At 31.4% G+C, this 26,485-nt stretch carries 25 protein-coding genes; 6 read left to right on the forward strand and 19 right to left on the reverse strand.

From position 1 onward, the window contains the following. Positions 1-6 precede the first annotated feature (6 nt). From K8M07_RS05725 to K8M07_RS05775, 11 genes are all read right to left on the reverse strand, one after another. Positions 7-495, reverse strand: a complete 489-nt coding sequence (locus K8M07_RS05725; protein ID WP_223376943.1) for a molybdenum cofactor biosynthesis protein B — start codon at positions 493-495, stop codon at positions 7-9. A gap of 4 nt (positions 496-499) precedes the next feature. Then, on the reverse strand, positions 500-3,178 hold the full coding sequence (fdhF, locus tag K8M07_RS05730) for a formate dehydrogenase subunit alpha (RefSeq protein WP_223376944.1): 2,679 nt from the start codon (positions 3,176-3,178) through the stop codon (positions 500-502). Between the two features lie 33 nt (positions 3,179-3,211). Beyond that, complete coding sequence (locus K8M07_RS05735; RefSeq protein ID WP_263282465.1) at positions 3,212-5,104, reverse strand: NADH-quinone oxidoreductase subunit NuoF; 1,893 nt, start codon at positions 5,102-5,104, stop codon at positions 3,212-3,214. A 17-nt stretch (positions 5,105-5,121) separates the two neighbouring features. Continuing rightward, positions 5,122-5,547, reverse strand: coding sequence for an NAD(P)H-dependent oxidoreductase subunit E (locus tag K8M07_RS05740; protein ID WP_411741957.1), 426 nt, complete (start codon positions 5,545-5,547; stop codon positions 5,122-5,124). A 287-nt stretch (positions 5,548-5,834) separates the two neighbouring features. After that, on the reverse strand, positions 5,835-7,142 hold the full coding sequence (locus K8M07_RS05745; RefSeq protein ID WP_223376946.1) for a glutamate--cysteine ligase: 1,308 nt from the start codon (positions 7,140-7,142) through the stop codon (positions 5,835-5,837). Between the two features lie 39 nt (positions 7,143-7,181). Beyond that, a complete protein-coding gene (gene ybaK, locus K8M07_RS05750; protein ID WP_223376947.1) occupies positions 7,182-7,658 on the reverse strand; it encodes a Cys-tRNA(Pro) deacylase in 477 nt (158 codons plus the stop codon). Between the two features lie 133 nt (positions 7,659-7,791). Beyond that, a complete protein-coding gene (locus K8M07_RS05755) occupies positions 7,792-8,574 on the reverse strand; it encodes a VIT1/CCC1 transporter family protein (protein WP_223376948.1) in 783 nt (260 codons plus the stop codon). A gap of 22 nt (positions 8,575-8,596) precedes the next feature. Then, positions 8,597-10,243, reverse strand: a complete 1,647-nt coding sequence (locus K8M07_RS05760) for a hypothetical protein (RefSeq protein ID WP_223376949.1) — start codon at positions 10,241-10,243, stop codon at positions 8,597-8,599. Beyond that, positions 10,230-11,036 (reverse strand): ABC transporter ATP-binding protein, encoded by an 807-nt coding sequence (locus K8M07_RS05765; protein ID WP_223376950.1) that lies wholly within the window; start codon positions 11,034-11,036, stop codon positions 10,230-10,232. Before K8M07_RS05765 ends, K8M07_RS05760 begins: the two co-directional genes overlap by 14 nt. 141 nt (positions 11,037-11,177) lie before the next feature. Beyond that, positions 11,178-12,425 carry a hypothetical protein gene (locus K8M07_RS05770; protein ID WP_223376951.1) on the reverse strand — a complete coding sequence of 416 codons (1,248 nt, stop codon included), beginning with the start codon at positions 12,423-12,425 and terminating at the stop codon, positions 11,178-11,180. A gap of 95 nt (positions 12,426-12,520) precedes the next feature. Then, positions 12,521-13,195 carry a YczE/YyaS/YitT family protein gene (locus K8M07_RS05775; protein ID WP_223376952.1) on the reverse strand — a complete coding sequence of 225 codons (675 nt, stop codon included), beginning with the start codon at positions 13,193-13,195 and terminating at the stop codon, positions 12,521-12,523. 168 nt (positions 13,196-13,363) lie between these two features. Here K8M07_RS05775 and K8M07_RS05780 point away from each other — a divergent pair, with 168 nt between their 5' ends. From K8M07_RS05780 to K8M07_RS05790, 3 genes are all read left to right on the forward strand, one after another. Continuing rightward, on the forward strand, positions 13,364-14,035 hold the full coding sequence (locus K8M07_RS05780) for a response regulator transcription factor (RefSeq protein ID WP_223376953.1): 672 nt from the start codon (positions 13,364-13,366) through the stop codon (positions 14,033-14,035). A 1-nt stretch (position 14,036) separates the two neighbouring features. Then, entirely contained in the window at positions 14,037-15,413 is a 1,377-nt protein-coding gene (locus tag K8M07_RS05785; protein ID WP_223376954.1) for a sensor histidine kinase, read from the forward strand. Positions 15,414-15,520: 107 nt separating this feature from the next. Then, a complete protein-coding gene (locus tag K8M07_RS05790) occupies positions 15,521-16,096 on the forward strand; it encodes a GerMN domain-containing protein (RefSeq protein ID WP_223376955.1) in 576 nt (191 codons plus the stop codon). Positions 16,097-16,128: 32 nt separating this feature from the next. On the opposite strand, the gene K8M07_RS05795 is transcribed toward K8M07_RS05790, so the two are convergent. After that, the gene (locus tag K8M07_RS05795; protein WP_223376956.1) at positions 16,129-17,013 is read right to left on the reverse strand and encodes a LysR family transcriptional regulator; all 885 of its coding nucleotides are present in this window, start codon (positions 17,011-17,013) and stop codon (positions 16,129-16,131) included. 118 nt (positions 17,014-17,131) lie between these two features. On the opposite strand from K8M07_RS05795, the gene K8M07_RS05800 reads away from it, so the two are divergent. Next, entirely contained in the window at positions 17,132-18,322 is a 1,191-nt protein-coding gene (locus K8M07_RS05800; RefSeq protein WP_223376957.1) for a coenzyme F420-0:L-glutamate ligase, read from the forward strand. Positions 18,323-18,345: 23 nt separating this feature from the next. Here the strand turns inward: K8M07_RS05800 and K8M07_RS05805 are convergent, their stop codons facing one another. The 7 genes from K8M07_RS05805 to dapA form a co-directional block, all read right to left on the reverse strand. Next, positions 18,346-19,221, reverse strand: a complete 876-nt coding sequence (locus K8M07_RS05805) for an ATP-binding protein (protein WP_263282466.1) — start codon at positions 19,219-19,221, stop codon at positions 18,346-18,348. A 63-nt stretch (positions 19,222-19,284) separates the two neighbouring features. Beyond that, on the reverse strand, positions 19,285-19,911 hold the full coding sequence (locus K8M07_RS05810) for a TlpA family protein disulfide reductase (RefSeq protein WP_223376958.1): 627 nt from the start codon (positions 19,909-19,911) through the stop codon (positions 19,285-19,287). Positions 19,912-19,928: 17 nt separating this feature from the next. Further along, positions 19,929-20,621 (reverse strand): cytochrome c biogenesis CcdA family protein, encoded by a 693-nt coding sequence (locus tag K8M07_RS05815; RefSeq protein ID WP_223376959.1) that lies wholly within the window; start codon positions 20,619-20,621, stop codon positions 19,929-19,931. Positions 20,622-20,718: 97 nt separating this feature from the next. Beyond that, entirely contained in the window at positions 20,719-20,967 is a 249-nt protein-coding gene (tlp, locus tag K8M07_RS05820) for a small acid-soluble spore protein Tlp (protein ID WP_223376960.1), read from the reverse strand. A 78-nt stretch (positions 20,968-21,045) separates the two neighbouring features. Then, entirely contained in the window at positions 21,046-21,852 is an 807-nt protein-coding gene (gene zupT, locus K8M07_RS05825; RefSeq protein ID WP_223376961.1) for a zinc transporter ZupT, read from the reverse strand. 85 nt (positions 21,853-21,937) lie between these two features. Continuing rightward, positions 21,938-23,266, reverse strand: a complete 1,329-nt coding sequence (locus tag K8M07_RS05830) for a glutathionylspermidine synthase family protein (protein ID WP_223376962.1) — start codon at positions 23,264-23,266, stop codon at positions 21,938-21,940. A 169-nt stretch (positions 23,267-23,435) separates the two neighbouring features. Beyond that, positions 23,436-24,317: a 4-hydroxy-tetrahydrodipicolinate synthase gene (dapA, locus tag K8M07_RS05835; protein ID WP_223376963.1), complete on the reverse strand. Its 882-nt coding sequence runs from the start codon at positions 24,315-24,317 to the stop codon at positions 23,436-23,438. A 148-nt stretch (positions 24,318-24,465) separates the two neighbouring features. Between dapA and K8M07_RS05840 the strand changes: the two genes are divergently transcribed. Continuing rightward, positions 24,466-25,476, forward strand: coding sequence for an aspartate-semialdehyde dehydrogenase (locus K8M07_RS05840; protein WP_223376964.1), 1,011 nt, complete (start codon positions 24,466-24,468; stop codon positions 25,474-25,476). An 11-nt stretch (positions 25,477-25,487) separates the two neighbouring features. Beyond that, positions 25,488-26,471, forward strand: coding sequence for an aspartate kinase (locus K8M07_RS05845; RefSeq protein ID WP_223376965.1), 984 nt, complete (start codon positions 25,488-25,490; stop codon positions 26,469-26,471). Positions 26,472-26,485: the final 14 nt, after the last annotated feature.

The raw sequence follows: 26,485 nt of genomic DNA on the forward strand, positions 1-26,485 counted from the left end.
TTTCACCTACCTAGCACAGTCATGAGCTTCGCCTTTTAGTATTTCCAAACCATGATGGAGACTATCCATTGTATAGTCTAAGGATTCTCTAACAGCCTTTGGGCTTCCCGGAAGGTTAATTATTAAAGTTTCTCCTCTTATTCCTGACACCGCCCTTGAAAGCATAGCCCTAGGAGTTATACTGAGGCTATAATATCTTATAGCTTCGGCTATTCCATTAGCCATTCTATGACAAGCCTTTATGGTTGCCTCAGGGGTTACATCTCTCTTACTAAATCCTGTGCCACCTGTAGTAAATATCAAGTCTACTTTTAATTCATCTGCCATATATATCAATTCTTTATAAAGAGCTTCTTCTTCGTCAGGAAGTATTATTGACTTTTCAACCTTATATCCTTTTGATTCTACTATTTCCTTTATGGTTTTTCCGCTTATATCTACCCTTTCACCTTTAGATCCTTTATCACTAGCTGTAATTATACCAACCTTAAACATCTAATCAACTCCCTAGCTTTTCAATTCTAACAGCAGCTACCTTTAATTCTGGAATCTTTGCCGTTTCGTCCAGTTTTGTATTGGTTAAATAGTTCGCTGCTCCTTCTGCATAATGAAAAGGCATAAACAATACATCTTCATCTATTATGTCCGTTACTTTAGCAGTTGTCACTATACTACCTCTTCTGGATGTTAATCTAACCTTCTCTCCATTAGAGATATCAAATTTATTAGCTGTTACTTCATTTATCTCCACATAGGATTCAGGAGCCAGTTCATTCAATCCTTCAACTCTTCCTGTCATGGACCTAGTGTGATAATGGTAGAGTATTCTTCCTGTAGTAAACACAAATGGATATTCTGAGTCTACAACTTCGGCACTATCCCTATGATCTACTGCCATGAATAATCCTTTACCTCTAGCTACAGTTCCTTTATGAAGATACTTTGTTCCTGGATGGCTCATATCTGGACATGGCCATTGAATGCCTTCTTCTTCTATTCTATCATACGTTATTCCCCCATATTGGGGAGTTACAGTTCTGATTTCATCCATTATATCGCCAGGACCTGAGTATTCCTTATCATGCCCTAATTTACGCATTAGTTCATCTAATATTTGCCAATCAGCTTTTGCCTCTCCTACAGGTTCTATTGCCTTTCTTATCCTCTGAACTCTCCTTTCAGTATTTGTGAATGTCCCATCCTTTTCAGCAAATGATGCGGCAGGCAATACTATATCTGCTAGTTCTGCTGTTTCTGTTAGAAATATATCCTGTACTACTAGAAAATCTATATCAGTTAAAGCTTTCTTTACATGATTTAAGTCCGGGTCTGATACCATTGGGTTTTCTCCCATTATATACATGAATTTAATGTTTCCTTTTTCTGCTTCATTCATCATTTCAGGGACAGTAAGTCCTGCTTTATTTGGAAGTTTTTCTTCCCATATTGTTTCAAATTTTTTCTGAATTTCTGGCTTAAATACCTTTTGGTATCCGGGAAAGTCTGCTGGAAGTCCTCCCATATCACAGGCTCCTTGAACATTGTTCTGTCCTCTTAATGGATTTACTCCTGCTGATTCCTTTCCTACATTTCCGCAAAGTAAACTTAAGTTGGATATGCTCATTACCGAATGAGTACCTGTAGTATGTTGAGTAATGCCCATTGCATAGTATATACCTGCCTTATCAGCTTCTGCATATATACGAGCTGCTTTAATTATATCCTCTTTATCTACACCACAAATTTTAGCTACAACATCTAGAGTATAATCCTTTATAAGGTCCTTTAATTGTTCAAAGTTTTCCGTATTGCTTTGAACGTAGTTTTTATCATATAATTCATCTTCAATGATTACATTCATCATTCCATTTAAAAGAGCAATATTGGAACCTGGCTTTATCTGAAGAAATACATCTGCGTAATCAGCCAATTCAATTCTTCTAGGGTCTGCTACTATCAATTTAGCTCCTCTTTTTAAAGCTCGTTTCATATAAGTTCCAATTATGGGATGATTTTCAGTAGTATTTGAACCAATTACAAATATAGCATCAGTATTTATTATCTCCTCTATGCTATTAGTCATAGCACCGCTTCCTAATGTAGTTGCAAGACCTGCAACTGTTGAAGCATGTCAGAGGCGAGCACAATGGTCTACATTATTTGTCCCTATTAATGCTCTAAACATCTTTTGGAATAGATAGTTCTCCTCATTGGTACATCTTGCAGATGTTAATCCTGCAAAACTTTCAGAACCATATTCTTCTTTAATTTCACTTATTTTATCAATTATTAAATCATAGGCTTCTTCCCATGTAGCTTCTTCAAATTCTCCATTTCTCTTAATAAGGGGAGCCTTTAGCCTATCAGAATGGTTTATAAAGGAATATCCAAATCTTCCTTTTACGCATAATAATCCATCGTTAGGCGTTCCTCTAGCTGGCTCTACACCTACTACCTTATCGCCCTTTACTAGCAGTTCGATTTGACATCCTACTCCACAGTAGGAACAAGTTGTTTTAACCTTTCTTATCTCCCAAGTCCTATACTTTTCTTTCTTTTTAGGCGTCAATGCACCTACAGGGCATACTGCTACACAATTCCCACATGATACACAGTTGGAAGTCGCCAACCCCAAATCAAAAGGAGTAACTACTTTTGAATCAAAACCTCTATTTCCTAGTCCAATAGCATTGGTGCACTGTAATTCATCACAAACTCTAACACATTTACCACAAAGTATACATTTATTCGGATCATAAGTATAGAAAGGATTTGAATCATCTATATGGTAGTCTTTCTTTTCTCCTACATAAGTTCCTTCTTCTACTCCATATTCATAACAGTAATCCTGTAGTTTACACCCTCCTGCTTTTTCACATGTAAGGCAATCCTCTGGATGGTTTGAGAACAATAGATCCAATACCTCTTTTCTGGCATTTATTACCCTTTTATTATGAGTTTCTACTACCATGCCATCCCTTATCTTAGTAGAACAAGAAGTTTGAAGGTTTTTCTTTCCCTTTACTTCAACTACACATAATCTACATGCAGCATAAGGCTCTAACCTATCATCATGACATAGAGTAGGAATGGATATGCCTAATCTATTACATGCTTCAAGTATGGTAATACCACTATTAACCTGGTATTTTTTAGCATTTATCGTTATTTCAGCCATTGCATTCAACTCCTATCTTTTAAACAATTTTATCTATTTCTTAATAACCGCTCCAACTGGGCATACTTCCATACAAGTGCCACACTTAATACATTGTTCTGTATCTATAACATGTCTTTCCTTTAAATTTCCACTAATACATGATGCCGGACAATTATTTGCACATTTTGTACATCCTACACATTTATCTGTAATAAAGAATTGTAATAGTTCTTGACATGAACCTGCTGGACATCTAATTTCTTTAACATGAGCTTCATATTCATGCCTAAAATATTTCATTGTAGATTTCACAGGATTTGAAGCAGTTTGTCCCAATCCACATAAAGAGCTATCTGTTATGGCTTCAGATAAGGACTCAAGTCTGTCTAAATCTTCAGGGGTTCCTTTACCCTTAGTTATTCTTTCCAATATCTCTAGCATTCTCTTAGTTCCTTCTCTGCATGGAACACATTTCCCGCAGGATTCATCTACAGTAAAATCCAAAAAAAATCTTGCAATATCCACCATACAATCTGTATCATCTAATACTATCATTCCTCCAGAGCCCATTATAGAACCAATTTTACCTAATGAAGCAAAATCCACTGGAGTATCTAAAAATTCTTCTGGAATGCATCCTCCAGAAGGACCTCCTGTTTGAACTGCTTTAAATTTCTTTCCGTTTGGTATTCCTCCTCCAATGTCAAATATTATTTCCCTTAAAGTGGTTCCCATAGGCACTTCCACTAAACCAGTATTCTTTATCTTTCCACCTAATGCAAATACTTTAGTACCTGGTGAATCCTCTGTGCCAATGCTCTTAAGCCATTTCGCACCTTTTGTAATGATTGGAGGAACATTTGCTAAAGTTTCAACGTTATTGATTATAGTAGGTTTACCCCATAATCCTTTATGAGCTGTTCTATTTATTTTTGGTCTTGGCATTCCTCTCTTACCTTCTATGGATTCCATTAGAGCTGTCCCCTCACCACATACAAAGGCTCCCGCTCCAAGTCTTATTTCTATATTAAAGTTGAACTCTGTTCCAAATATATTTTCGCCTAATAGCCCTTTTTCCTTTGCTTTTTTTATAGCTGTTTTAAGTCTTTGCACTGCTACTGGATATTCGGCTCTTACATATATATATCCTTGGTCTGAACCAATTGCATATCCGCATATAGCCATAGCTTCCAACACCGAATGAGGATCTCCTTCTAGTATGCTTCTATCCATAAATGCTCCTGGATCACCTTCATCAGCATTACATATTACATATTTCTTATCTGCTTCATATTTGAATGCCGTTTCCCACTTTCGACCTGTTGGAAATCCTGCCCCTCCTCTACCTCTTAAATTTGATTTCTTCATAATATCTATAACTTCCTCTTGAGTCATCTCAGTTAAGGCCTTTGCTAAAGCCTGATATCCATCAAGGGCTATGTACTCATCAATACTGTTATAATCTATGATTCCGCAGTTCCTTAAAGCTATCTTCTCCTGTTTTTTATAAAAATCAACTTCGAACACTGGTTTTATATTTTCTTCTTTTATTGCACCTTCATTCAATAATCTCTCCACAACTTCATCTCTACATAGATGTTTTTCCACAATTTCATCTACATCATCAATCTTTACTTGACTATAAAATGTACCTCCTGGATATATTTCTATATTTGGTCCAGATTCACATAGCCCAAAACAGCCTGCTATACTTACGTTCACATCAGTTAATTCTTCCTTATCTATCTTCTGTTCAAACCTCTTCTTTAATTCATCTGCACCTGATGAATGGCATCCAGGCCCTCCACATATTAAAACGTGTTTCTTATCCGAAACGTTTTCTTTATTGATACTGGAAATTCCATTATTTTTCTTTTCTAACCTTAATGTCATGGTCTTTAATGTCTTTTTTTTTATCTCATTCAACATCTCTATAGTAATCATCATTTTTACCTCCCATTCTATCTATATTTATTCAATATTTCTTCCACATCATCTACAGTGAGTCTTCCATATATTTCATCATTTATCATCATCACCGGAGCTAATCCACAAGATCCTAAGCATCTAGTTGCATCAATAGAAAATTTTCTATCTGGAGTAGTTTCTGCTATAGTTATTCCTAAAATTTCTTCAATCTTTGCTAATATATCTTGTCCACCTTTTACATAACAGGCTGTTCCTAAACATACACCTATTACATTTTCCCCTTTTGGAATTAAGGAAAATTGAGAGTAAAAGGTTGCTACACCATATATTTCTGATAAAGGAATATTAAGTTCTTTTGAAATCATCTTCTGGATCTCAATGGGAAGGTAGCCAAATAAATCTTGGGCTTCTTGCAATATCATCATTAATGCACCCTTTTTATACCTTTTTTCCTTCATGAAGCTATTTAATTGTTCAACTCTTTCTTTATTTCCTTCCCAATTGAATTTGAATTCCATCTTATTGCCTCCTTTTGCCAAGTTATCAAAAAAGACAGCTTTCACCTATGCTGCCTCTTACTTTCAACAGATTTTTTGTTTATATTTTTCTAACTTCCTATATTCAATTCTATACAAAATAGATAATATATTATAATACTAAAATATATTATACTACTTGTCAATATATTCATAACCTTATGAATTCGTTATATTTTTAACTAAAATATAAAAACATTTAAGTAGAACTACTTAAATGTTTTTATTAACGATTTATCTAATATACAACAATTTAACGATTCCTTTTTCCCTAAATGTTCTTTTTCCCTTATTATTTCATAAGGGTTCTTTTTATCTTTTATCATTTCTTCTAGAGGTTGAATATATTTTAATTCACTAGAATTTAACCCATCCTTTGCTAATGTTATAAGCCAATTCCCTATTTCATGTATAGTTTTTTCTTTTAATTTTCCATTTAATCCCTTCTTAGAAATACTCTTATTTGCATCAATTACATCTTCCATATTTACATTCTTTACATATTCATAGATTTTAGATAAATTATCATCATTATAAAAAATTCCTTTTAATAGAACTACTGCAGCGAAGTTTAATGGATAAGGTACTGAATCCATCATACGTATTTCTATATATTTTTTAGTCCTTACATCAGGAAAGACCATAGTTAACATATGCTCTAATTCTGCAATAGAATAATTTTCTGGATCAAAAATTTCTCTTACCAGTTTCTTTCCTGTAGGATAGGTATTTTCTCCATCATATACAAATATAGGGGGTACATTTAAGATATACTCTGCGTATTTCCTGTACCCAAAGTTATTATCAAATGTTCCCGGTACTATTCCTGTTCTATCATTATCACAATTTTGCCATATAAATGATCTCAAATTATACCTTCCCCATCTTTCTTCTTCAAAATAATATCCATTATCAAAAAGTGCATATAAAACTGGTGATAGAGCATTTGCTATCTTGAATTTCTTAACATAATCCTCTTCAGATTTATAATCAATTGCTACCTGTAACGAAGCTGTACCTTTCATCATATTATGAGCATGTATACCTTTTGTTTTAAAATATTCATACATATAATCATACCGTTTCTTTGGTATTATCTTAATCTCTTGAATTTTGGATATTGGATGATATCCAACTGTAATCAATGCCTGATTTTTACTTTCTAAAATTGGGATTATGTGTCGTAAAAAACTGAAATATTCATTTTCTAAATCCTGTATGTTCTTTTGAGGATTAATACTTAACTCTATTTGGCTTCCAGGTTCAAGGGTTATAATTCTATTTTCATTGCTAAGACCTAATAGATGCTCTCCCTCATAATTGCCTACCCATCCATAGCCTTCTAACTCCTTTAAGGTTTCTTCTACTCCATTTTCTCCATAATATGAAATAGTATACAAGGTGTCCTTATCTATTATAAAGTGTTCAAATTCTACACCTACCTTAAAATCCTCTTCATTAGTTTCACTATTTTTGAAATAACTTACAAATTCCTCTATTTGTTTATCATAATTCAATTTTTATGTCTCCTCTCCTTGGCACTAATATACTTTATATTACTTAACCAGTATATCTATATTCCCTTTAGTTATCTCCCTTAAATCATCTACATCTAACTCGATTTGAACTCCTATCTTCCCACCACTTACAATTATAGTATCTAAATCTAAAGCAGATTTATCGACAAAAGTAGGATAATTCTTCTTCATACCTATAGGAGAACAGCCTCCTCTTATATAACCAGTACACTTTCTTATATCCTTTACATGGATCATCTCTATTTTCTTTTCTCTAGTTATATTTGCAGCCTTCTTAAAATCTAACTCTGCTGCTACAGGAATTATAAAAACATATATTTCTCCACTTTTACCTTTAGCCACAAGGGTTTTGAATACAGTACGTACATTCCTTCCAATTTTGTTAGCAACTGAAATCCCATCTATCTTATCATCTCTTCTATCATAGGTTATCACATTGTATTTTTTATTATGAGTATCTAGGATCCGCATCGCATTTGTTTTTGCCTTTGACATCGTAAACCCTCACTTTTCTAATTTAAAGCATGAAATTGTCTTTATTATATTATAAACCTTTAATATTCTTAAAGCAAAGTATTAGTACCCAAATCTGTGAGAAAATAAACTTTCTATCAATATTCTTTTTTGTTTATGCCAATCCAGATAATACTTTACCAATTAAGTATGCAGCAACTGCTGCAATTCCTCCAACCACAAGCATTTCCAACCCAGAAGTAAACCAATTCCTCTCAGTCACCTTCACTTTCAATGCTCCTAAAATAAAAAGTGTTACTCCTGTCAATACAATTGCCAATACAAATGTTGAATCTCCTATATCTGGTATAAAAGAAGATAATACATAAGCTATCAAAGGAATAAATCCAAAAACCAGAAATGAAAAGAATGTGACTAGTGCGTTCCTAATTGGAGATTCTTCCTCTTCTACAATTCCTAATTCTTCTACCATCATCACATCTATCCAAGCCTTTTTATTCTTCGATAATATATCCATCATCTGTTTAGCATCCTCTTCACTCATACCCTTAGCCATGTATATCTCTACCATTTCTTGCATTTCTCCTTCAGGATAATGTTCTACTTCCCAAGTTTCTCTTTCTCTCTCTACTTGCTGATATTCTACCTCTGCTTTTGTGGACAAATAATCTCCAATTGCCATAGACAGTCCATCCGCTATTAAATTAGCAAATCCCATTATTAAAACTATTCCAGTGTTAAGCGCTGCTCCTGCAACTCCAGCTACAACTGCAAATGTGGTAATTATCCCATCTAATCCTCCATATACTAAACTTTTAATATATTTACCTTGTCCTTCATTATGAGGCTCATATCCTTTATTATGAGCTTTGATTGTAGCATCAATATCTTTATTCCTATAAGCTTCTCGAGCTTTATCCAGATTCCTCGTAAGCATAAAACTCCTCCTTCAATCATATTTATCTATTATTAACTAATTTTTTGTTCACTTCAAATACCTTCTTCCAAGTGAATAGGTTTATAATAATCAATACTACCATATATATTAATATACCATATGGAATGGTCATAGCTATGAAATGAGCTAATGCAAACAGTCCTAAGAGTAACATTAAAGGTATCATTGCTAATCCACTACCGTGATTTGCAGTTTCAAAAGGTTCAGAAAAAGGTAGAGTATCATTGAGTATTTTAGAACAAATTGTAATATATAATAATATGCTTATGAATATAATAATTAAATGAATAAATACTTCACCTCCAAATACAAACATAGAAACTATGCTAATTAAGACATATAAAGGCAATATTATATTGACGAGTGAAGCCTTTACAGCACCTTTAATTATGGATAATAAGTCAACTACAGGGGCAATCTTATAGATCCATGCACCTTTATAATTACCTGAATATCCTAAATTCATTATTATATTAGGAACCATAATGCCAACAAAATATAGGCTAAGAAACATCTTGCTACCCTTTAACCAACCTAAACCTTCTGAACCAATTGCTGTTAATATGAATATAAAAGGAAATATCATGGAAAAACCTAAAGATGGATAAACTCTCAACTTAAAAACTCTTTCCTTTTTGATCATATTAGTAGCAAATCTGAAAAATGTCCTCTCTTCTTTAGACCTGCATACAATCTTAGCTAAATAGAAGTTTAGACCTTTATTTCTGGGTTTTGAATGCCCACTGGTATCATTTAGTTTCTGTAAATTATATTCAAATATTGGTATAAGCTTAGTATATATGATTATTGCTATTATTGGCATTACGACAGCCAGCGCAGTAAACATCAATATATAATTGCTGACATTTCCATTTAATATCAGTTCAAATGGCCCTCCGAACCATATAGGAGGTAATATATATTGCCACGGTTTTGGTGTAAACTCTATATTCAATAATTCATCAAAACTAAACAATCTGCCTAACAATTGATATCCTACAGTTATGGTTATAGTCAATATTATTTGAAAATAATTAATTATATCCTTTAATTTTTCCCCATCGAAAAATTTAAGGATTAACAGATATAACAATGCTGTCAACACTATTATTAAAAGATCCATAAGTATTATTTCAATAAAAAATATCATCGAAAATAACAATCCATGCTTAATGAATCCTGCTATAAAACCAGGCCCTATAAAAGCAATAGTAATATAGAACATATAAATAGTAATATGAATCATCTTTGCTATATTCAACGTCTTGCTATTTATTGGACGAGAAAGTATTATATCCTTATCTTTTAAATCCAACAATACTGTTGAAAAATCTGATACTAAAGTAATTGTCATCATAAACATTATTACTCCAAATACAAAACTCATCTGAAATAGGTAACTTTCACCTAGCACTATAAATGGAATAAATACAATCCCTAACAATATATAAAGGCCTAGTGATTTTATTAAATTATTCCCATCTTTCTTTTTCTTGTTAGATGAATTCAACATAGTTGTAGGAGTTCTTCTTCCATCTAAAGTAAGTTTTACTTTTAATATTTTTCTCATTGTATCATAATCTATTCCAAATTTTTGAAACATCCCATCAAATATATCTAAAAACTTTAGTATTCTAAATTCCTCCATATCTATTTGCCCCTTGAACTATAGATACAAATTCTTTTGCAATCTCTTTATGGTCATTAAATCCAGTGAGCTGGTTAAATATGTCCTCAAGTGAACCTTCCATAGACTTCCCTTTTAATTCTTCAAAGCTTCCATCTGCAACGATTTGCCCATCATTGATTAGAACTATTCTGTTACTTATCTTCTCTACCACTTCCATTATATGAGATGAATAGAATACGGTTTTACCTTGTAATTTAAGCTCTTCTAATACTTCCTTAATAACCATAACACTATTTGCATCTATACCACTTAAAGGTTCATCTAAAAATAATATCTCCGGATCATTTATTAAGCTAGAAATTATCAATAACTTTTGTTTCATTCCCTTTGAATAAGATGATATTCTAGAATCATATACATTTTTTAGTCCAAATAGTTTCATCATCGATTTTGCTTTTTCATTAGCTTCATTGTAATCAATGTTATGTAATTCTCCTATAAAGGTTAAATACTCTCTTCCAGTTAAATTATCATAAATATCCGCCGTTTCTGGAACATAACCTATTTTCCTTTTATATTCTACTTTTCCGCTACTTACATCTTCTCCTAAAACCTGTACATCTCCTGTATACTCGCCAATTAATCCAAGCATTATCTTAACTGTAGTGCTCTTCCCGACACCATTAGGACCTATATATCCTATTATTTGTCCTGGATATACATCTAAATCTATTCCCTTTAGTACTTTTTTATTTCCAAAGCTTTTTTCTAAATTTCTTATATTTATCACTGATTGATTAGATAATTCCAATTATTTCACCTCTTTAGTCAATTTGTATATAATATTATCATATATATTTAAACAAATAAACGGTATAACTAATCAAACCTTAAATAGTTATACCGTATCCTAAATTATCTTATTCTCATATCATAACTTTATTCACTGATTCTAATGTCTCTGTTGAATATGGACATCTGTTACTCTGTCTGTCCCACCTATTGTTGATGTTGTTACTGATTCTTTCATTTGCTTATTTAACATCTTATAATAATTTATAGAATTATTTTCATCTACTTCAGGCATATCGATTTTTATATCTTCGTTAATATTTTTAATCTTTGTATTATAATTAATTCCTAATTTCAATACACCTTTTATTTGTTCTGCCTCTTCCGATACATTGTTTCCAATGATTTTTGTTATGGTTTCTAAATCTATTATCATATCAATAATACCAGCTTCATGAACAATATATCCATCACTATTAATTCCATATTCTATAACTATTCCTTCATCTCCTATTATCTGTACATCCTTTGTAGAATCCATAAATTCATTAAATTTCTTTTTAAATTCTGGAAGCTTCTTATCTAAGTTATTTGATTCGTTATCAACTTCATCTTTTACTAGTTGTTTTTCTTCTGGAACTTTCATCATGCTCGTTACTGCATTCATATATTCTTTTATAAAATCTATAGTATCTTTATCATTTAGACTATAGTTCACTGCATATCTTAAGAATTCCTTAAAAGATTTATCATCTAACTTCAATTCATAAATAGATAATGATTTCCCATTTACAGTTCTAGTCCCCTTATATTTTATTACTTCAACTTCTGGGTCGAAATTTTCCTGATAGCTTTTTAATAAGTCTGTAATTTTAGGTTGCATTTCTTTGCCGAACTTCATTAGCTCATTAAAGTCAATTTGTTCTTCACTTTCACTCATCAATTCTTCAAAATCGTATACAATATATTCTTTAGCTGAAGCTTCTGGAATCACTTGAGCCATTTGAGCCATCAACATTGGTGGCATTTTAATGATTTCTATTAACTCAGGTTTCTCACTTGACATATCTGTATCAACCCATACTGATAGTGGCATACTCATATCCCCAATATTTAAATTCATATCTGCAAATGCTGTAGCAGCCGTCCTATCCTCATTTTGTATCATCTTTTGATATATGTTGATATCTGAATCTTTTAACATACTAGTTGTCTGATCTATTACTTGTTGTTGCTCTTTTGCAAATCCCTCAGCCTCTAGTGTAAAATTAAGAACTGTATTACTTTCCATAGAATCAATATCTTGAGTCCTTTTATAAGCATTGTAAAATCCTAACTCATTATTAGTGCAGCCTGTAAAAGCCAATGAAAGTATTAATATTAATACTGCAATTGATATTTTTTTCATAACTTCCCTCCATTTTTTAGTTTATTAATATAATTATGTATCATACATTGATTATACAACATGTATAGTTAACTATAAGCAGATTATTTTGGATTTTAATCTTCAGCATTTGATTTTATGTCCTCTAACTTTTTCTTTATGTATTTTACATCATCTTCTATAAACCTATGTTTAACTTGGCTAACATCAAATTTTGCTAATTTAAAAGCAAACTGTGTAGCATACCCTCCTACAATAGCCATAATCAAAGTTCCTATACCTACATGCCCTCCCAGAATATATCCAACAGCAACTGCAGTAATCTCTTGAGTATTTTTTACTAATCGTACTGACTTATTGGTTTTCTTCACAAACCCTATCATCAAACCATCTCTCGGCCCTGATCCTAATCCAATACTAATATATAGGTAACATCCAAAACCTAAAACCAACATTCCTAGAAGCATCATAATGAAACTTAGTATAAATCCATCAAATACAGGAACTAAATTATTCAACATAAGAATATCAATAAATATACCTATAAATATCATATTAAATAATGTTCCCCAACCTACTTTTTCTTCAAGTATACTGTTCAATATCACTATACTAACTCCAACTAAAATATGAGCTTTTCCCATTGTGATTCTAAAAACATTAGAAATTCCTTGGTGGAAAACATCCCAAGGTGCTAATCCTAAGTTTGCGTTTATGGTCATAACTATACCTAAAGCACATACAAAATATCCTAAGAATAATTTTAACACTTTAAGAGCCCATTTTTTCATTACGCTACCTTCTTCTATTATTTTCCTTTATACTATTATAACATTATATTTCCTTTTTAGAAACTAGAATTGGACTAATATTTTATATGTTCCCTTCTAGTGTATGAAAGAATCATGTAAAATGATATAATGAAATTGATTTAATTTATTACATAAGAAGGTGATAAAGTGAATATTTTAGTAGTTGATGATGAAAAGCTTATTGTAAAGGGCTTAAAAAAAAGTTTAGAACAGCAAGGCTACAGTGTCTCTACTGCTTATAATGGTGAAGAAGCTCTTATAGTTTTACAGACTAAAAATGTAGATTTTATCATACTGGATTTAATGCTACCTGATATAGACGGTATGATGCTATGTAAAAAAATTAGAGAAATTCATGATATGCCAATATTAATGCTCACAGCAAAAGATGGTGATTATGATAAAATATTAGGGTTTGAACTAGGTGCAGACGATTATATGACTAAACCCTTTAATGTATTCGAACTAATAGCTAGGATAAAAGCTATAACAAGAAGATCTACAGTAAATAAAAAAGATATTGTATTATCCTTTAAAAATTTAATCATAAATTATCAAGAAAGAAAAGCCTATAAAAAGGATGAAGAAATAAAGCTTACAGCAAAAGAGTTCGATATGCTATATTTATTAGCAAAAAACCCAGGAAGAGTATTTACTCGGGAAGAGATTTTTAATCATATTTGGGAAGAAGAGCCTATGGATGTAAGGACCATTGATGTGCATATTAAAAATCTTAGAGAAAAAATTGAAACTGAAATTAGAAAACCGAAATACATTCTAACCAAGTGGGGGGTAGGTTATTATTTCAACAAGAATTAAAATGATAATTATATATAGCTTAATAACTATATTAGCGTTTTCAGTGTTTAGTATACTAATACTGAATAATTATAAAACTACCCAGATAAGAAATAATGAGATTAGATTATTCCAAACTGCTAATATTGTAGCTGAAGTCTATAAGAAGAATATAGATGACATCATATTCGCTAGAATGATGGTAAGAAGTTACGGAAAACAAGCTAACTCTAGAATTTTAGTCTTGAATTCCAATCAGAAAGTTCTAATTGATAATTATCATAGTTATATTAATGATACTATTAATAACCAGGAAATTAAAAGCAGTCTTACTGGCAAATCCAAATCCACTTTATATGATTTGAAAAATAAAGAGGTACTTCAACTTTCTGTCCCTATAACATTAAATGAAGCTGGAGAAACGCGCATAATAGGTGCAGTCCTTATATCTGCAGATATGAATTTAATTAATAGAAATGTAAAAAGCTTAAAGAATGATATGTTTAAGATTGCATGTTCTGCATTAATAATTACGCTATTATTAACAATTGTTGTTACAAATAATTTAACCAAACCTTTAAGGGATTTGACCTATGGGGTTGAAAAAATTTCATCAGGAGATTTAGGATATAGTATTAAAAGAAAAGCAAAAGGAGAAGTAGGCAAACTAATAAACACCTTTAATAATATGAGTAATACTTTGAATAAAGTAGAAAAAAATAGGAAAAATTTTATCAATAATATTTCTCATGAGTTAAAGACGCCTCTTACTTCCATAAAGGTGCTGATAGAATCTCTTACTATGGCAGATAATAACATAAAAACCTATAAAGAATATTTAAAGGACATATACAATGAAACAGATAGAATGGAAAAATTAGTTAATTATTTAATGACTTCAATTAAACTTGAGGACATAGTATTAGATATGAATGAAGAAGATTTAAATGAAATATTGGATGACACTGTTAAACTAATAACACCTTATGCTAAAAAAAATGATGTTTCAATAACCCTTGTAAACACAGAGAACATTAATGTTAGATGTGATAAAGATAGGATAAAAGAAGTACTTTTTAACCTAATAGACAATGCTATAAAATATAGGGATGATAAAAAGGCAAATAATTATATCTCAATAACACTTAAAAAATATCAAAATAAGGCAATAATAGCTATAGAGGATAATGGAATAGGTATAGATGAAAAAAATTTAGAAGATATATTTAAAAGAAATTTTAGAGTATTAGAAGGTCCTACCCAGTCACAGAATAAAATAAAAGGCTATGGCATAGGACTTACAGTAGTTAAAAATATCATAGAAAAACATAATTGGAAAATTCGAGTAGAGAGTTCATTGGAAAGAGGAAGTATTTTTACAATATCTGTCCCCCTATAATAATTTATAATTATTTTTTCTTTCTTAATAGTTTCTTAACATTTTTTCTCTCTTTCTTAATAAATATAATGTATAATATATATAAATAGAGGAAAGGACGTGGAACCATGAAGAAGTTCATTGTAATATTTTTAGTGATTATCTTGTCTTTAAGCCTTGTGGCTTGTAATAATACAGAATCTCCTGAAGATGAAAATCCAATAGAAGAACAGGATAACGCCGAAGAAAATGATGATGAAATAGTGGAACCTACTCCTAATACAGATGAAGTAGAAGTAACTCTTTACTTCGCTAATAAGGAGTATGTAGAAACTGGAGATGAAAGTTTAGAAAAACTTATTGCTGAAAAAAGAACCGTTGAATATGGAGATACATCACTTGAAGAAACTGTTGTGAAGGAATTAATAAAAGGCCCAGAATCTGAGGAATTAAGCACTATAATACCTCAAAGTATAAACCTATTAGGAATTGAAATAGCTGATGGAACAGCCTTTGTAAACTTCTCTCAAGAAGGTCTATATGGAGGTTCTATGCAAGAAGGTTTTACTATATCTCAAATAGTTAATAGTTTATTGGAATTAGACAGTGTTGATAGAGTACAATTCTTAATAGATGGAGAAAAGGCAGAATCATTAATGGGTCACATTTCAATAATGGATCCTTTTGAAGAACCCAATGAATAATAAGATAGGCAGATCTAACCCTGCTTATCTTATTATCCTTTTTTCAATTTTTCAACAAACTTTGTCGTAGCAGGAGAAAGTGTTACACTCTTTAAAGAACAGACACCAATATTTCTATTAGGTATATCTTCATCTAGTTTAATCTCATATAATTCTCCATTTTGTAAATATTCTTGTGAAAATTCTCTGATAACACAGGATATTCCTAAATTTATTTTTGCAAATTCTAATAATAGATCATGAGAGCCTAGTTCAATCTCTGGTTCAATTTTAATCCCTTTTGATAACAAATACTTTTCTACATACTGTCTAGAGTTTGATTTAGATTCAAGCAATATCAATGGAAAATTTATTATTTCGTCATAGCTCATAGATTTAGTAATCTTGTTCTTATACTTTTCTCCACAAACAAAGATATCATGAATATCTATCAGTTTTCTTATATTCAATGATGAATCTTTAATTGGTAAATTACAAATACCAATATCAACTTTTCCGGATTTTATAAGACTACAGAGTTCAAAAGTTGTACGATTAATTATTTTCAACTTAATGTTTGGATATTGGTTATGAAATTCTTCTAAAAAAGGCAACAGATAATAACGCGAAATAGTATCACCGACGCCTATACGTAAGTTACCTGTCGTTAAGGTCTTTGACTCAATTATCTTTTTTTCTCCAATATGAATTAGATTAATAGCAGAACTTATATGCTCAAATAAAATCTCTCCCTCATCTGTGAGAGTTACTCCTCTAGAAGTTCTAGTAAAAAGCCTTATCCCTAGTTTTTCTTCAAGTTGCATAATTGCTTGGCTAATAGCTGGCTGTGTCATATACAGTGCTTTCGCAGCACCTGAAAAACTTTTACGCTTAGCTACTTCAGAAAAAACTTTGTATAAATCAAGTTTAATATCCATATAAGCACTCCTTATATATATCATTACATCTATTTATTTTACTTATATCATAATATAGTATATATTAAAAGTAAAAGAATATTTATATCTACTAAAATGATTTTAAGGAGAGATTCTAATGGAAAGAGTTGTTGGAACTGTAATTAGAGGCTTAAGAGCTCCAATTATGAAAGAGAAAGATAATTTAGTTGAAATAGTAGTGGATACCATACTAAAAGCTTCAGAAATTGAAAACTTTCCTATTAATGATAGGGATATAGTTGCAATAACTGAGTCAGTAGTTGCACGTACCCAAGGAAATTATGCATCTATTGATACAATTGCTAAAGATGTGAACTCAAAATTTAGCAAAGATACGATCGGTGTTATATTCCCAATCTTAAGTCGTAATCGTTTTGCTACTTGCCTTCGTGGTATTGCGAAAGGAGTTAAAAAAATTGTTTTAATGCTTCAATATCCATCTGATGAAGTAGGAAATCCTTTAATAGACATGGACAGTATTGACGAAAAGGGTATAAATCCATGGACAGATGTCTTAACAGAGGAAGAATATCGTAAAAATTTTGGATATAAGAAACATCCTTTTACAGGCGTTGACTATGTTGATTATTATAAATCTATAATAGAAGAATACGGAACTGAATGTGAAATAATCTTTTCAAACAATCCTAAAACTATTTTGGATTATACTAAAAATGTCCTAACCTGTGATATCCATACAAGAGTTAGAACCAAAAGAATTTTAAAGCATAATGGTGTCGAAAAGATTTTTGGTCTTGATGATATATTGACAAAATCCATTGATGGCAATGGCTATAATGAAAAATATGGTCTTTTAGGTTCAAACAAGGCGACAGAGGATAAAGTTAAACTCTTCCCACGGGATTGTCAATCTATTGTTGACGATATCCAGTCTTTAATAAAAGAAAAAACAGGTAAAAACATTGAAGTAATGATCTATGGAGATGGCGGTTTTAAAGATCCAGTAGGCAAGATTTGGGAGTTAGCTGATCCTGTTGTATCTCCTGGCTATACTAGAGGACTTGAAGGTACACCAAATGAAATAAAGTTAAAATATCTTGCAGACAATAATTTTTCAGACCTAAAAGGTGAAGAATTGAAAAAAGCTATATCAGAACATATCAAAAACAAAGAATCTGATCTTGTAGGAACTATGGAAACCCAAGGTACAACTCCTAGAAGACTAACAGATCTCATAGGCTCTCTTTCCGATTTAACTTCAGGAAGTGGGGACAAAGGCACTCCTATTGTATATATTCAAGGTTACTTTGATAACTATACAAATTAAGACCACAAAATGTGGTCTTAATTTTATTCATCATATATATCTAAAAAAGAATACTTTTTATCGTCTTTTTTCCATCCTAATATGCAGTCCATATTTACATTTTCAGCTGCTCTAAATATAGACATATCTACATTAACAAACTTTTCTTTTAATTCTCCTATTAATTCTTTTATTTCAAAGCGTTTGTTACCAGTTTTTTTAGCTGATACCATGCATGCACAGTTCAAAGGTGAAATTCCACTATAGTTAATAAATTTTTTTATATATTCTTCTTCTATATGATAAAGTGGCCTTATAAGCTCAATCCCTTTATAGTTTTTAGATTTTAATTTTGGCATCATAGTCTTAAAGTTCCCTGAGCACAAAAGATTTAGCATTGTAGTCTCTATTACATCATTAAAATGATGTCCTAAAGCCAATTTATTACAACCTAGTTCTTGAGCCTTACCATATAACGCCCCTCTTCTCATCCTTGCACACATATAACAGGGATAATCACCAGCAATCCTATCTGCCACTTCAAATATTCCTGATTCAAATATATGTATAGGAATATCTAGATACTCACAGTTATCTATCAACAGTTGTTTTATATTAGGATGATATCCAGGATCCATTGCTATAAACTCTAATTCAAAATTTGAATTTCCGTGACGATGTAATTCTTGGAACAATTTAGCCATCAATATGCTATCCTTACCTCCAGAAATAGCTACGGCAATTTTGTCCCCATCTTGTACTAATTCATATTCTTTAATGGCTTTAACAAATTTACTCCACAAATGCTTTCTATACCTCTTTATTATACTTCTCTCTATTTCAGCTAAGGGCTTTCTATCCTCTTCTGGAACTAATGCTTCACAGCCAGTTCCTGCTAACTTATTTTCTTCCTCAGTCAATTACATCACTCCAAATTTATAGTCTTTTATTATTATATCATCATGATGTAAAAAGTGAAGACTCTATTCATCCTTTCTGAAATCATCCAAAATCTGATTCATTTGTTCATATGTCATCATCCCAGGTATTCCTCCTAATAGATTCCCTTCTTTATCCACAAAATATGAAGTAGGAAAACCACTTACTAAATATGTTCCAGCTATCTCGCCCTCTTCGTCAAAAACTACAGGAAAGCTATATTTACCTTCTTTAATATAATCTTCTACAATGCTTTTTTCTTCCATAACATTTACTGCCAGTACCATCAAATCATCATTTTCATCATATAATCTTTGAAGATCGGGCATCTCCATATCGCAATATTGACATCCTGTATACCAGAAGTTTACCAGCACATACTTCCCTCTATAATCGGATAGTGATACTTCTTCTCCATCTAGGTTAAGAAGAGTAAAATCTGGTGCTTCTTCTCCAATAGCTATATCAGGTGTTATTTCGTCGCTAGCTTTCTTGTCCTGCATACCTTCATCTGATGTCTCTGAATCCGTTTCACTGTCATTTTCCTCAGAGACATTTTCTTCTGATAAGTTATTTTCATTTGGTTTTTCATCTTTTCCAATGGTAAAATAATATAGCCCTACAGCCAAAACTACAACAGCTATTATTATTGCTAAAATCTTTCTATTCACTATATCTCTCCTCTTCATTATAATAATCTACTTATATCCACAACCTTATTAAAGAATACCAATAATCCAAAGATTATCATAATAATGCCACCAACTTTAGGCAAATATATCATAACCTTTTGAGTTCTTTCAAGAAACTTGCTAAATATATTAATAAATAAAGCTGTTAATATAAACGGTATCGCCATGCCTATAGAATAGACTAGTAACAGAAATACTCCTTGAGAAACTGTAGCTGTTCCTCCTGCCATAATAAGTATTGAAGCCAATACTGGACCAAAGCAAGGTGTCCAACCAGCTGCAAAAGCCATCCCCATCAATATTGAGCTAAACCAATTCTTAGTTTGTCTAGGAATACTTACTTTTCTTTCCATACTTAAAAATTTAAAATTAAAAATTCCCATCATACTTAAACCAAAAATTATTATTAAGATTCCACTTATCCTTAAAAATATTTCTCTATTTCTTATAAATATTTTCCCTAAAAAACTTGCAGATGTTCCCATTACCATAAATATAATCGTAAATCCTATTATAAAACCAATAGTTCTAATCAATGCAGTAATTTTTCTTTTCCTTAATTCGCTTTCCATACTAGCACCAGTCATATACATTATATACACTGGGATCATCGGAAGAACACACGGAGAAAAGAATGATAAAAATCCCGCTCCAAAAGCAATGGGTGTTGAAACATCATTAAGTATCATAATATAACCTCCTAAAATATTATATACCCCCTATCCCTATAATTATAACTGATATTTTTATAAAATCAAATAAAAAAGAATCGTAAGTAAAATAAATTCACTTACGATCCTTATACCCTTTTTCTTTGGCTATTGCTTCATCTCTTATTTCATGCCTCATTGATTTGAGAGATTCAAGTCTTCTTTTATTTTTCTCCTTTAATTCCTCTTTTGTCTTTTCATCATCTGTTTTAGCAATCATCTCTTCTGCTAACTCATAATTTTGGATTGTTTTATTAATTTTGAACTGAATTTTGTCTACATTATCTCTTCTATCATCTGGATTTGACTTGGGACTCTTTTTCATTATCAACGTCTCCTTTTACAGTATAGGGTTCATACTTATTATAACTAATGGTATAATAATTATTCCCTAATTACCTACTTATACAAGTAACAATATACTTAATGCCATAATGATCATTCCACCTATTAATCCATAAATTGCAATATGATGTTCTCCATACTTTTCTGCTGTTGGAAGTAATTCATCCAAAGATATATAAACCATAATTCCAGCTACGGAAGCAAATACTACTCCAAAAATCATATCATTCATGAATTTCATCAACACTAGATAAGCCAATAAAGCACCTAGTGGTTCTGCAAGTCCCGAAATAAAGGAATATTTAAATGCTTTTTTTCGATTCCCGGTTGCATAAAAAATTGGTACTGAAACTGCAATCCCTTCTGGTATATTGTGTATAGCCACAGCTAAAGCTATGCTTAATCCTAATCTTGAATCTTCCATTGCACTTATAAAAGTAGCTATACCTTCCGGGAAATTATGAATTGCTATTGCCAAAGCCGAAAAAAGACCCATTCTCATCAAAGTTGCATTTTCTGAATCCTTTTCTTTCATTTCCTTAACATCATACATTTCGTGAGGGTTTTCTGCACTTGGAACAAATTTATCTATTAAAGCAATTATTGCCATACCTCCAAAAAATGCTATAGTAGTAATCCAATATCCTTGAGTTTGACCATATGTCACTGCTAAAGAAGCTTTAGCTTCTGCAAATATTTCTACAAATGAAACATATATCATTACTCCTGCTGAAAACCCTAATGCAGCAGATAAAAATTTCTTATTTGTCTGTTTAGTATAAAATGCTAGTGCACTACCAATACCGGTAGATAATCCTGCAAATAATGTTAAGCCAAAAGCTAATAATACATTACTTGTATCCAAGTTTATCATCCTTTCAACTTCTCAATACAATCATTATCATTGATTCTATGCACCATATATACCCTCTATTCATATTTGTTGAAATTTATTTTCTCTCATTTACTAAAATATTTGGTAAAGTATAATATTCTGTTAACCCAGATATTATATTGCTCTTACCAACTCTAGTATAAAGACCTGCAAGTCTTTCATTGTATATAAATAATCCAATAATGGTTCCAAATTCCTCTACGAAAGTCTTATTATCTTCAAATGCTACAAATTTCCTAGTACATGGTTCAATAAATTCTTGGTAAATATAATCCTTATCCCATACTTCTTTTAGTCTCTTTCTCCATTCATCTTTACTAAAATCTCTGCCTACAAATACTCCTCTTGAACCGTTTAAATCAAGAGGTTTCATAATATATTTATCTTTATTATTTAATACTTCATTGAAAACCCCTTTATCTCCCTTAAATAATTCCGTATATGGAACATGTTTTTTTATAAATTCCCTCTCCTCTTGAGATAAAAATTTTAAGGTATCCTCATCATGTAGAACTTTAAATATTATCTTATTATGCACTACCTGTGACCTAATAGAACCAATTGTACACATAGCTTCGTTTTTATAAGCCTGTATAAAATCTTGTATTTCTTCTGCCCTTTCTATGAGTTCAAATGTAACCATTCTTCTATAAACTAAATCAATCCTATAATCATCAAAATAAAGCTTTCCATCTCTATAGCTTAAGTCTCTAGGATCAGCTATGATACAATTATACCCACTTCTGATGTAAGCACTTTTAAACTCTTCAAATTCCTTAGAAGTACCACTCTCAGTAAAATCAATTATTGCAACATTAGGTTTAGAGTTGGATGAATCATATTTTCTATATATATCTATACTATCCTTTACCCATTTATCAAATAACTCAAATAAACTCAACTTATACTTTTGTCTAAATTGTTTCATGGCTTTTGTTTCTAACAGTATTCGTCCTAATGTATTGTCTTCATTCATTGCAGAAGAACCATCTGTATTTAATTCACAAAACTTAAAGTCCTCATAATCCTTATAGAATACATCGAATCTTCCTATGGGTACATTTATATCATAGCCATTGTCTAATAGTATTAACTCTTCAAGCAAATTTGAAAATCCAAATTTCTTTCTAAAACTTCCATCCTCTATATATCTATTTATAACCTTATTAGCAATGGAAATCATCATATCTCCAATTTTTCTAAAATTATCTACATCTTCCTCTGTAAAAAACATCGGATGATAGAGAAATGGTACAGGTTTTCCTTTATATATTGCATTTGAGTTGGCAGCCTTTTCTAATGTTACCTTATAGTCCTTTAAATATATTTCTGCATCTTGAACAACCAGCTTTATGTATTCATTGTTTATCTCTGTTGACTTCATTAAATCACCTCATAACCAATTACTTTTCTTTCAATAGCTAAAACTTTTCTCATTGATATTGTTATAAATATATTATATAACATAAGTTCTATAATTTTATAATTTATTTGAAAATATAGCAGAAACCCTAAACTCATTGAATTTAGGGTTTCTCTTATTCATTCATAGTTTACTGTACACTTGTTCCCAATTTCTCTAATTCATCTCTTACAATACTTTTCACATCTTCGCTTGCTTCTGTTAATGGCAATCTTAATCCTCCCACTTTAATTCCACTCATATTTAATGCTGCTTTAACGGGAATTGGATTTGCAACTACAAATAGCTTGTTAAATATGTCTAGTAGTTTTAAGTGTATTTTCATTGCTCTTCTCGTGTTCCCTGATACAAAGGCATCTATCATCTCCTTCATATCTTTACCTACTATATGAGCAGCAACACTGACTATCCCATATACACCAACTGCCATACCTGGCAATGTCATGGAATCATCACCTGAATAGATTAGGAAATCTTCCGGTGTTCTCTTTACCATCTCAGACATCTGATTTATATTTCCGCTTGCCTCCTTCAATGCTACTATATTGTCTATTTGAGCTAACTTTGCAACTGTTTCAGGTAATATGTTGCAGCCAGTTCTTCCTGGTACATTGTACAACATAATTGGAGCATCTACAGCTTCTGCAACTTTTTTGAAATGTACATATAAAGACTTCTGGTCAGGCTTATTATAATAAGGTGACACTACAAGAAGTCCATCTGCTCCTACTTCAATTGCACTTTTAGCATTTTCTATAGTAGCTTCAGTGGAGTTTGTACCAACTCCTGCAATTATTGGCACGTCTATATTCTTCTTGATTTCTTTGTATAGTTTTATCTTTTCATCAGAATTTAGCGTTGGTGATTCTCCTGTAGTCCCTGTTACTACCAAAGCTGTATTCCCTTCTTTAATTAAGTATTTTGCCAATAGAACTGCTGATTCATAATCAACATTCAAATTCTCATCAAAAGGGGTAACCATTGCTGTAATTAATCTTCCCCAATAAACCATCAAAAAACCTCCTTTTAAAATTTATCTATTACATAATATGAAAACCTATTAAACATGTTCTTAAATTAAAATTTAACCATTTAAAGTAGTACTGAATATGATGTAACTATCTAAGTTTAAAAGAATATTTGTTTAGGAGGAGATATCTTTGAAAGCGTACAATGTAGCCATAGTTGGTCCTTTAGGGACTGTAGGAAGAAAGATAATAACTATACTTAGTGAACGTAATTTTCCTATTAATAAAATTAAGTTTTTAGGGACACCAAAAAACAAAAATAAGGAAATCATTTTTAATGGTGAAAAATTCTTTACTGAAGTCGCAGAAAAAGGTGATTTTAATGATATAGACATAGCATTTTTCTGTGTTGACAGGAGTATTAGTAAATACCTTGCACCTATTGCAGTTAGTAAGGAAGCTGTAGTCATAGATAACAGCAACGCATGGCGAATGGATGATAATGTTCCTTTAGTAATTCCAGAAGTAAATTCAGAAGATCTTGTGCACCACAAGGGGCTTATAGCAAATCCAAATTGTTCCACAATACAGATGCTAGTGCCTTTAAAACCATTACATGATGTTTATAAAATAAAACGAATCGTTGTGTCTACCTATCAGGCAGTATCTGGAAGTGGTAAAAATGCCATAAAAGAGTTGACAAATCAAATAACAGATTATTGTTCAGATAAACCTATATCAAATTCTGTTTATCCATATCAAATTCTGTTTAACGCTTTACCCCATATAGATGAATTCTTAGAAAACGGCTACACTAAAGAAGAAATGAAAATGGTTAACGAGACTAAGAAGATACTGGATAAAAATATTAAAGTATGCTCTACTACAGTTAGAATTCCAGTCATTAACTGTCATTCAGAATCAGTTAACATACAGACTGAAAAACCTATTTCTGCGGATGAAGCAAGAAAAATATTAAGTGAATCTAAAGGAATTAAAGTTGTGGATGATCCTAAGTCTGAACTGTATCCTATGCCTATTGATGCTAATGGTAAGGATGAAGTGTTTGTAGGACGAGTCCGAAATGATTTCTCAATAAAGAATGGTCTAAATCTATGGATAGTCGCAGATAACCTTCGCAAAGGTGCAGCTCTTAATTCAGTGCAAATTGCTGAAACATTAATAGAAAAGAATCTATTGTAGCAGGTGATATTATGGGAATTATTGTACAGAAATTTGGAGGAACATCACTTAGAAATCTTAACAATAAACCTAGTATTCTAAAGCATATAAAAGAGTGCATAAATAGCAGTAACACTCCCGTAATAGTAGTGTCTGCAATGGGCCGAAAAGGTGATCCGTATGCCACCGATACTTTAATTAGACAATTGGAACAGATAAATAATAGAATAGACTCTAAGAAAAAGGATTTAATAATGTCCTGTGGTGAAACAATATCAGCATCAGTAGTATCTCATCTATTAGAAGTAAATAACATTCCTTCTGAACCATTAACTGGATTTCAGGCTGGAATACTAACAGATGATAATTTTAATTCTGCTGAAATAATGAATATTGATGTATGGACTGTAAAGAAATATATAAGAGAAGGTAAAGTTGTAGTAATAGCAGGATTTCAAGGAGTAACTAAAAATAAGGAGATTACAACATTAGGAAGAGGTGGTAGTGATATTACAGCTATTGCCTTAGGTGGCCATTTAAAAGCTGAAAGAGTTGACATATTTACTGATGTACCTGGTGTTGCAATTATAGATCCTAAAATAGTTCCTTACACTCGCTATATTAAAAAAATATCCTTTGCTGATATGTACAATTTAACATCAAACGGAGTTAAGGTGATGCATCCAAAAGCAGTAGAAATTGCAAATAAATTTAATATTCCCGTTAGGGTTACGTCAGCTTATTTAAATTTACCTGGTACTCTTATTTCAAATGAAAATAGTAATGAAAAAATAATTGGAATAGCTATAAATCATAAAGAAGAACATGTTATTTTTACTACTTTTTTTAACATAGAATGCAGGGATACTATCACGAAGGATTTTAAAAATTTTTACACTGCTAATAAGAAAGATATTGTGGATATGCTATACGATAATAGGAAAATATCCATAATAACAAATACTAATAATATTCCACATTTCGCCCAACAGCTATATAATAATCTAATTAAATAACCACTTTAAAACAG

The sequence above is a fragment of the Schnuerera sp. xch1 genome, from assembly GCF_019931165.1.
Classification (GTDB): domain Bacteria; phylum Bacillota; class Clostridia; order Tissierellales; family Tepidimicrobiaceae; genus JAIOUP01.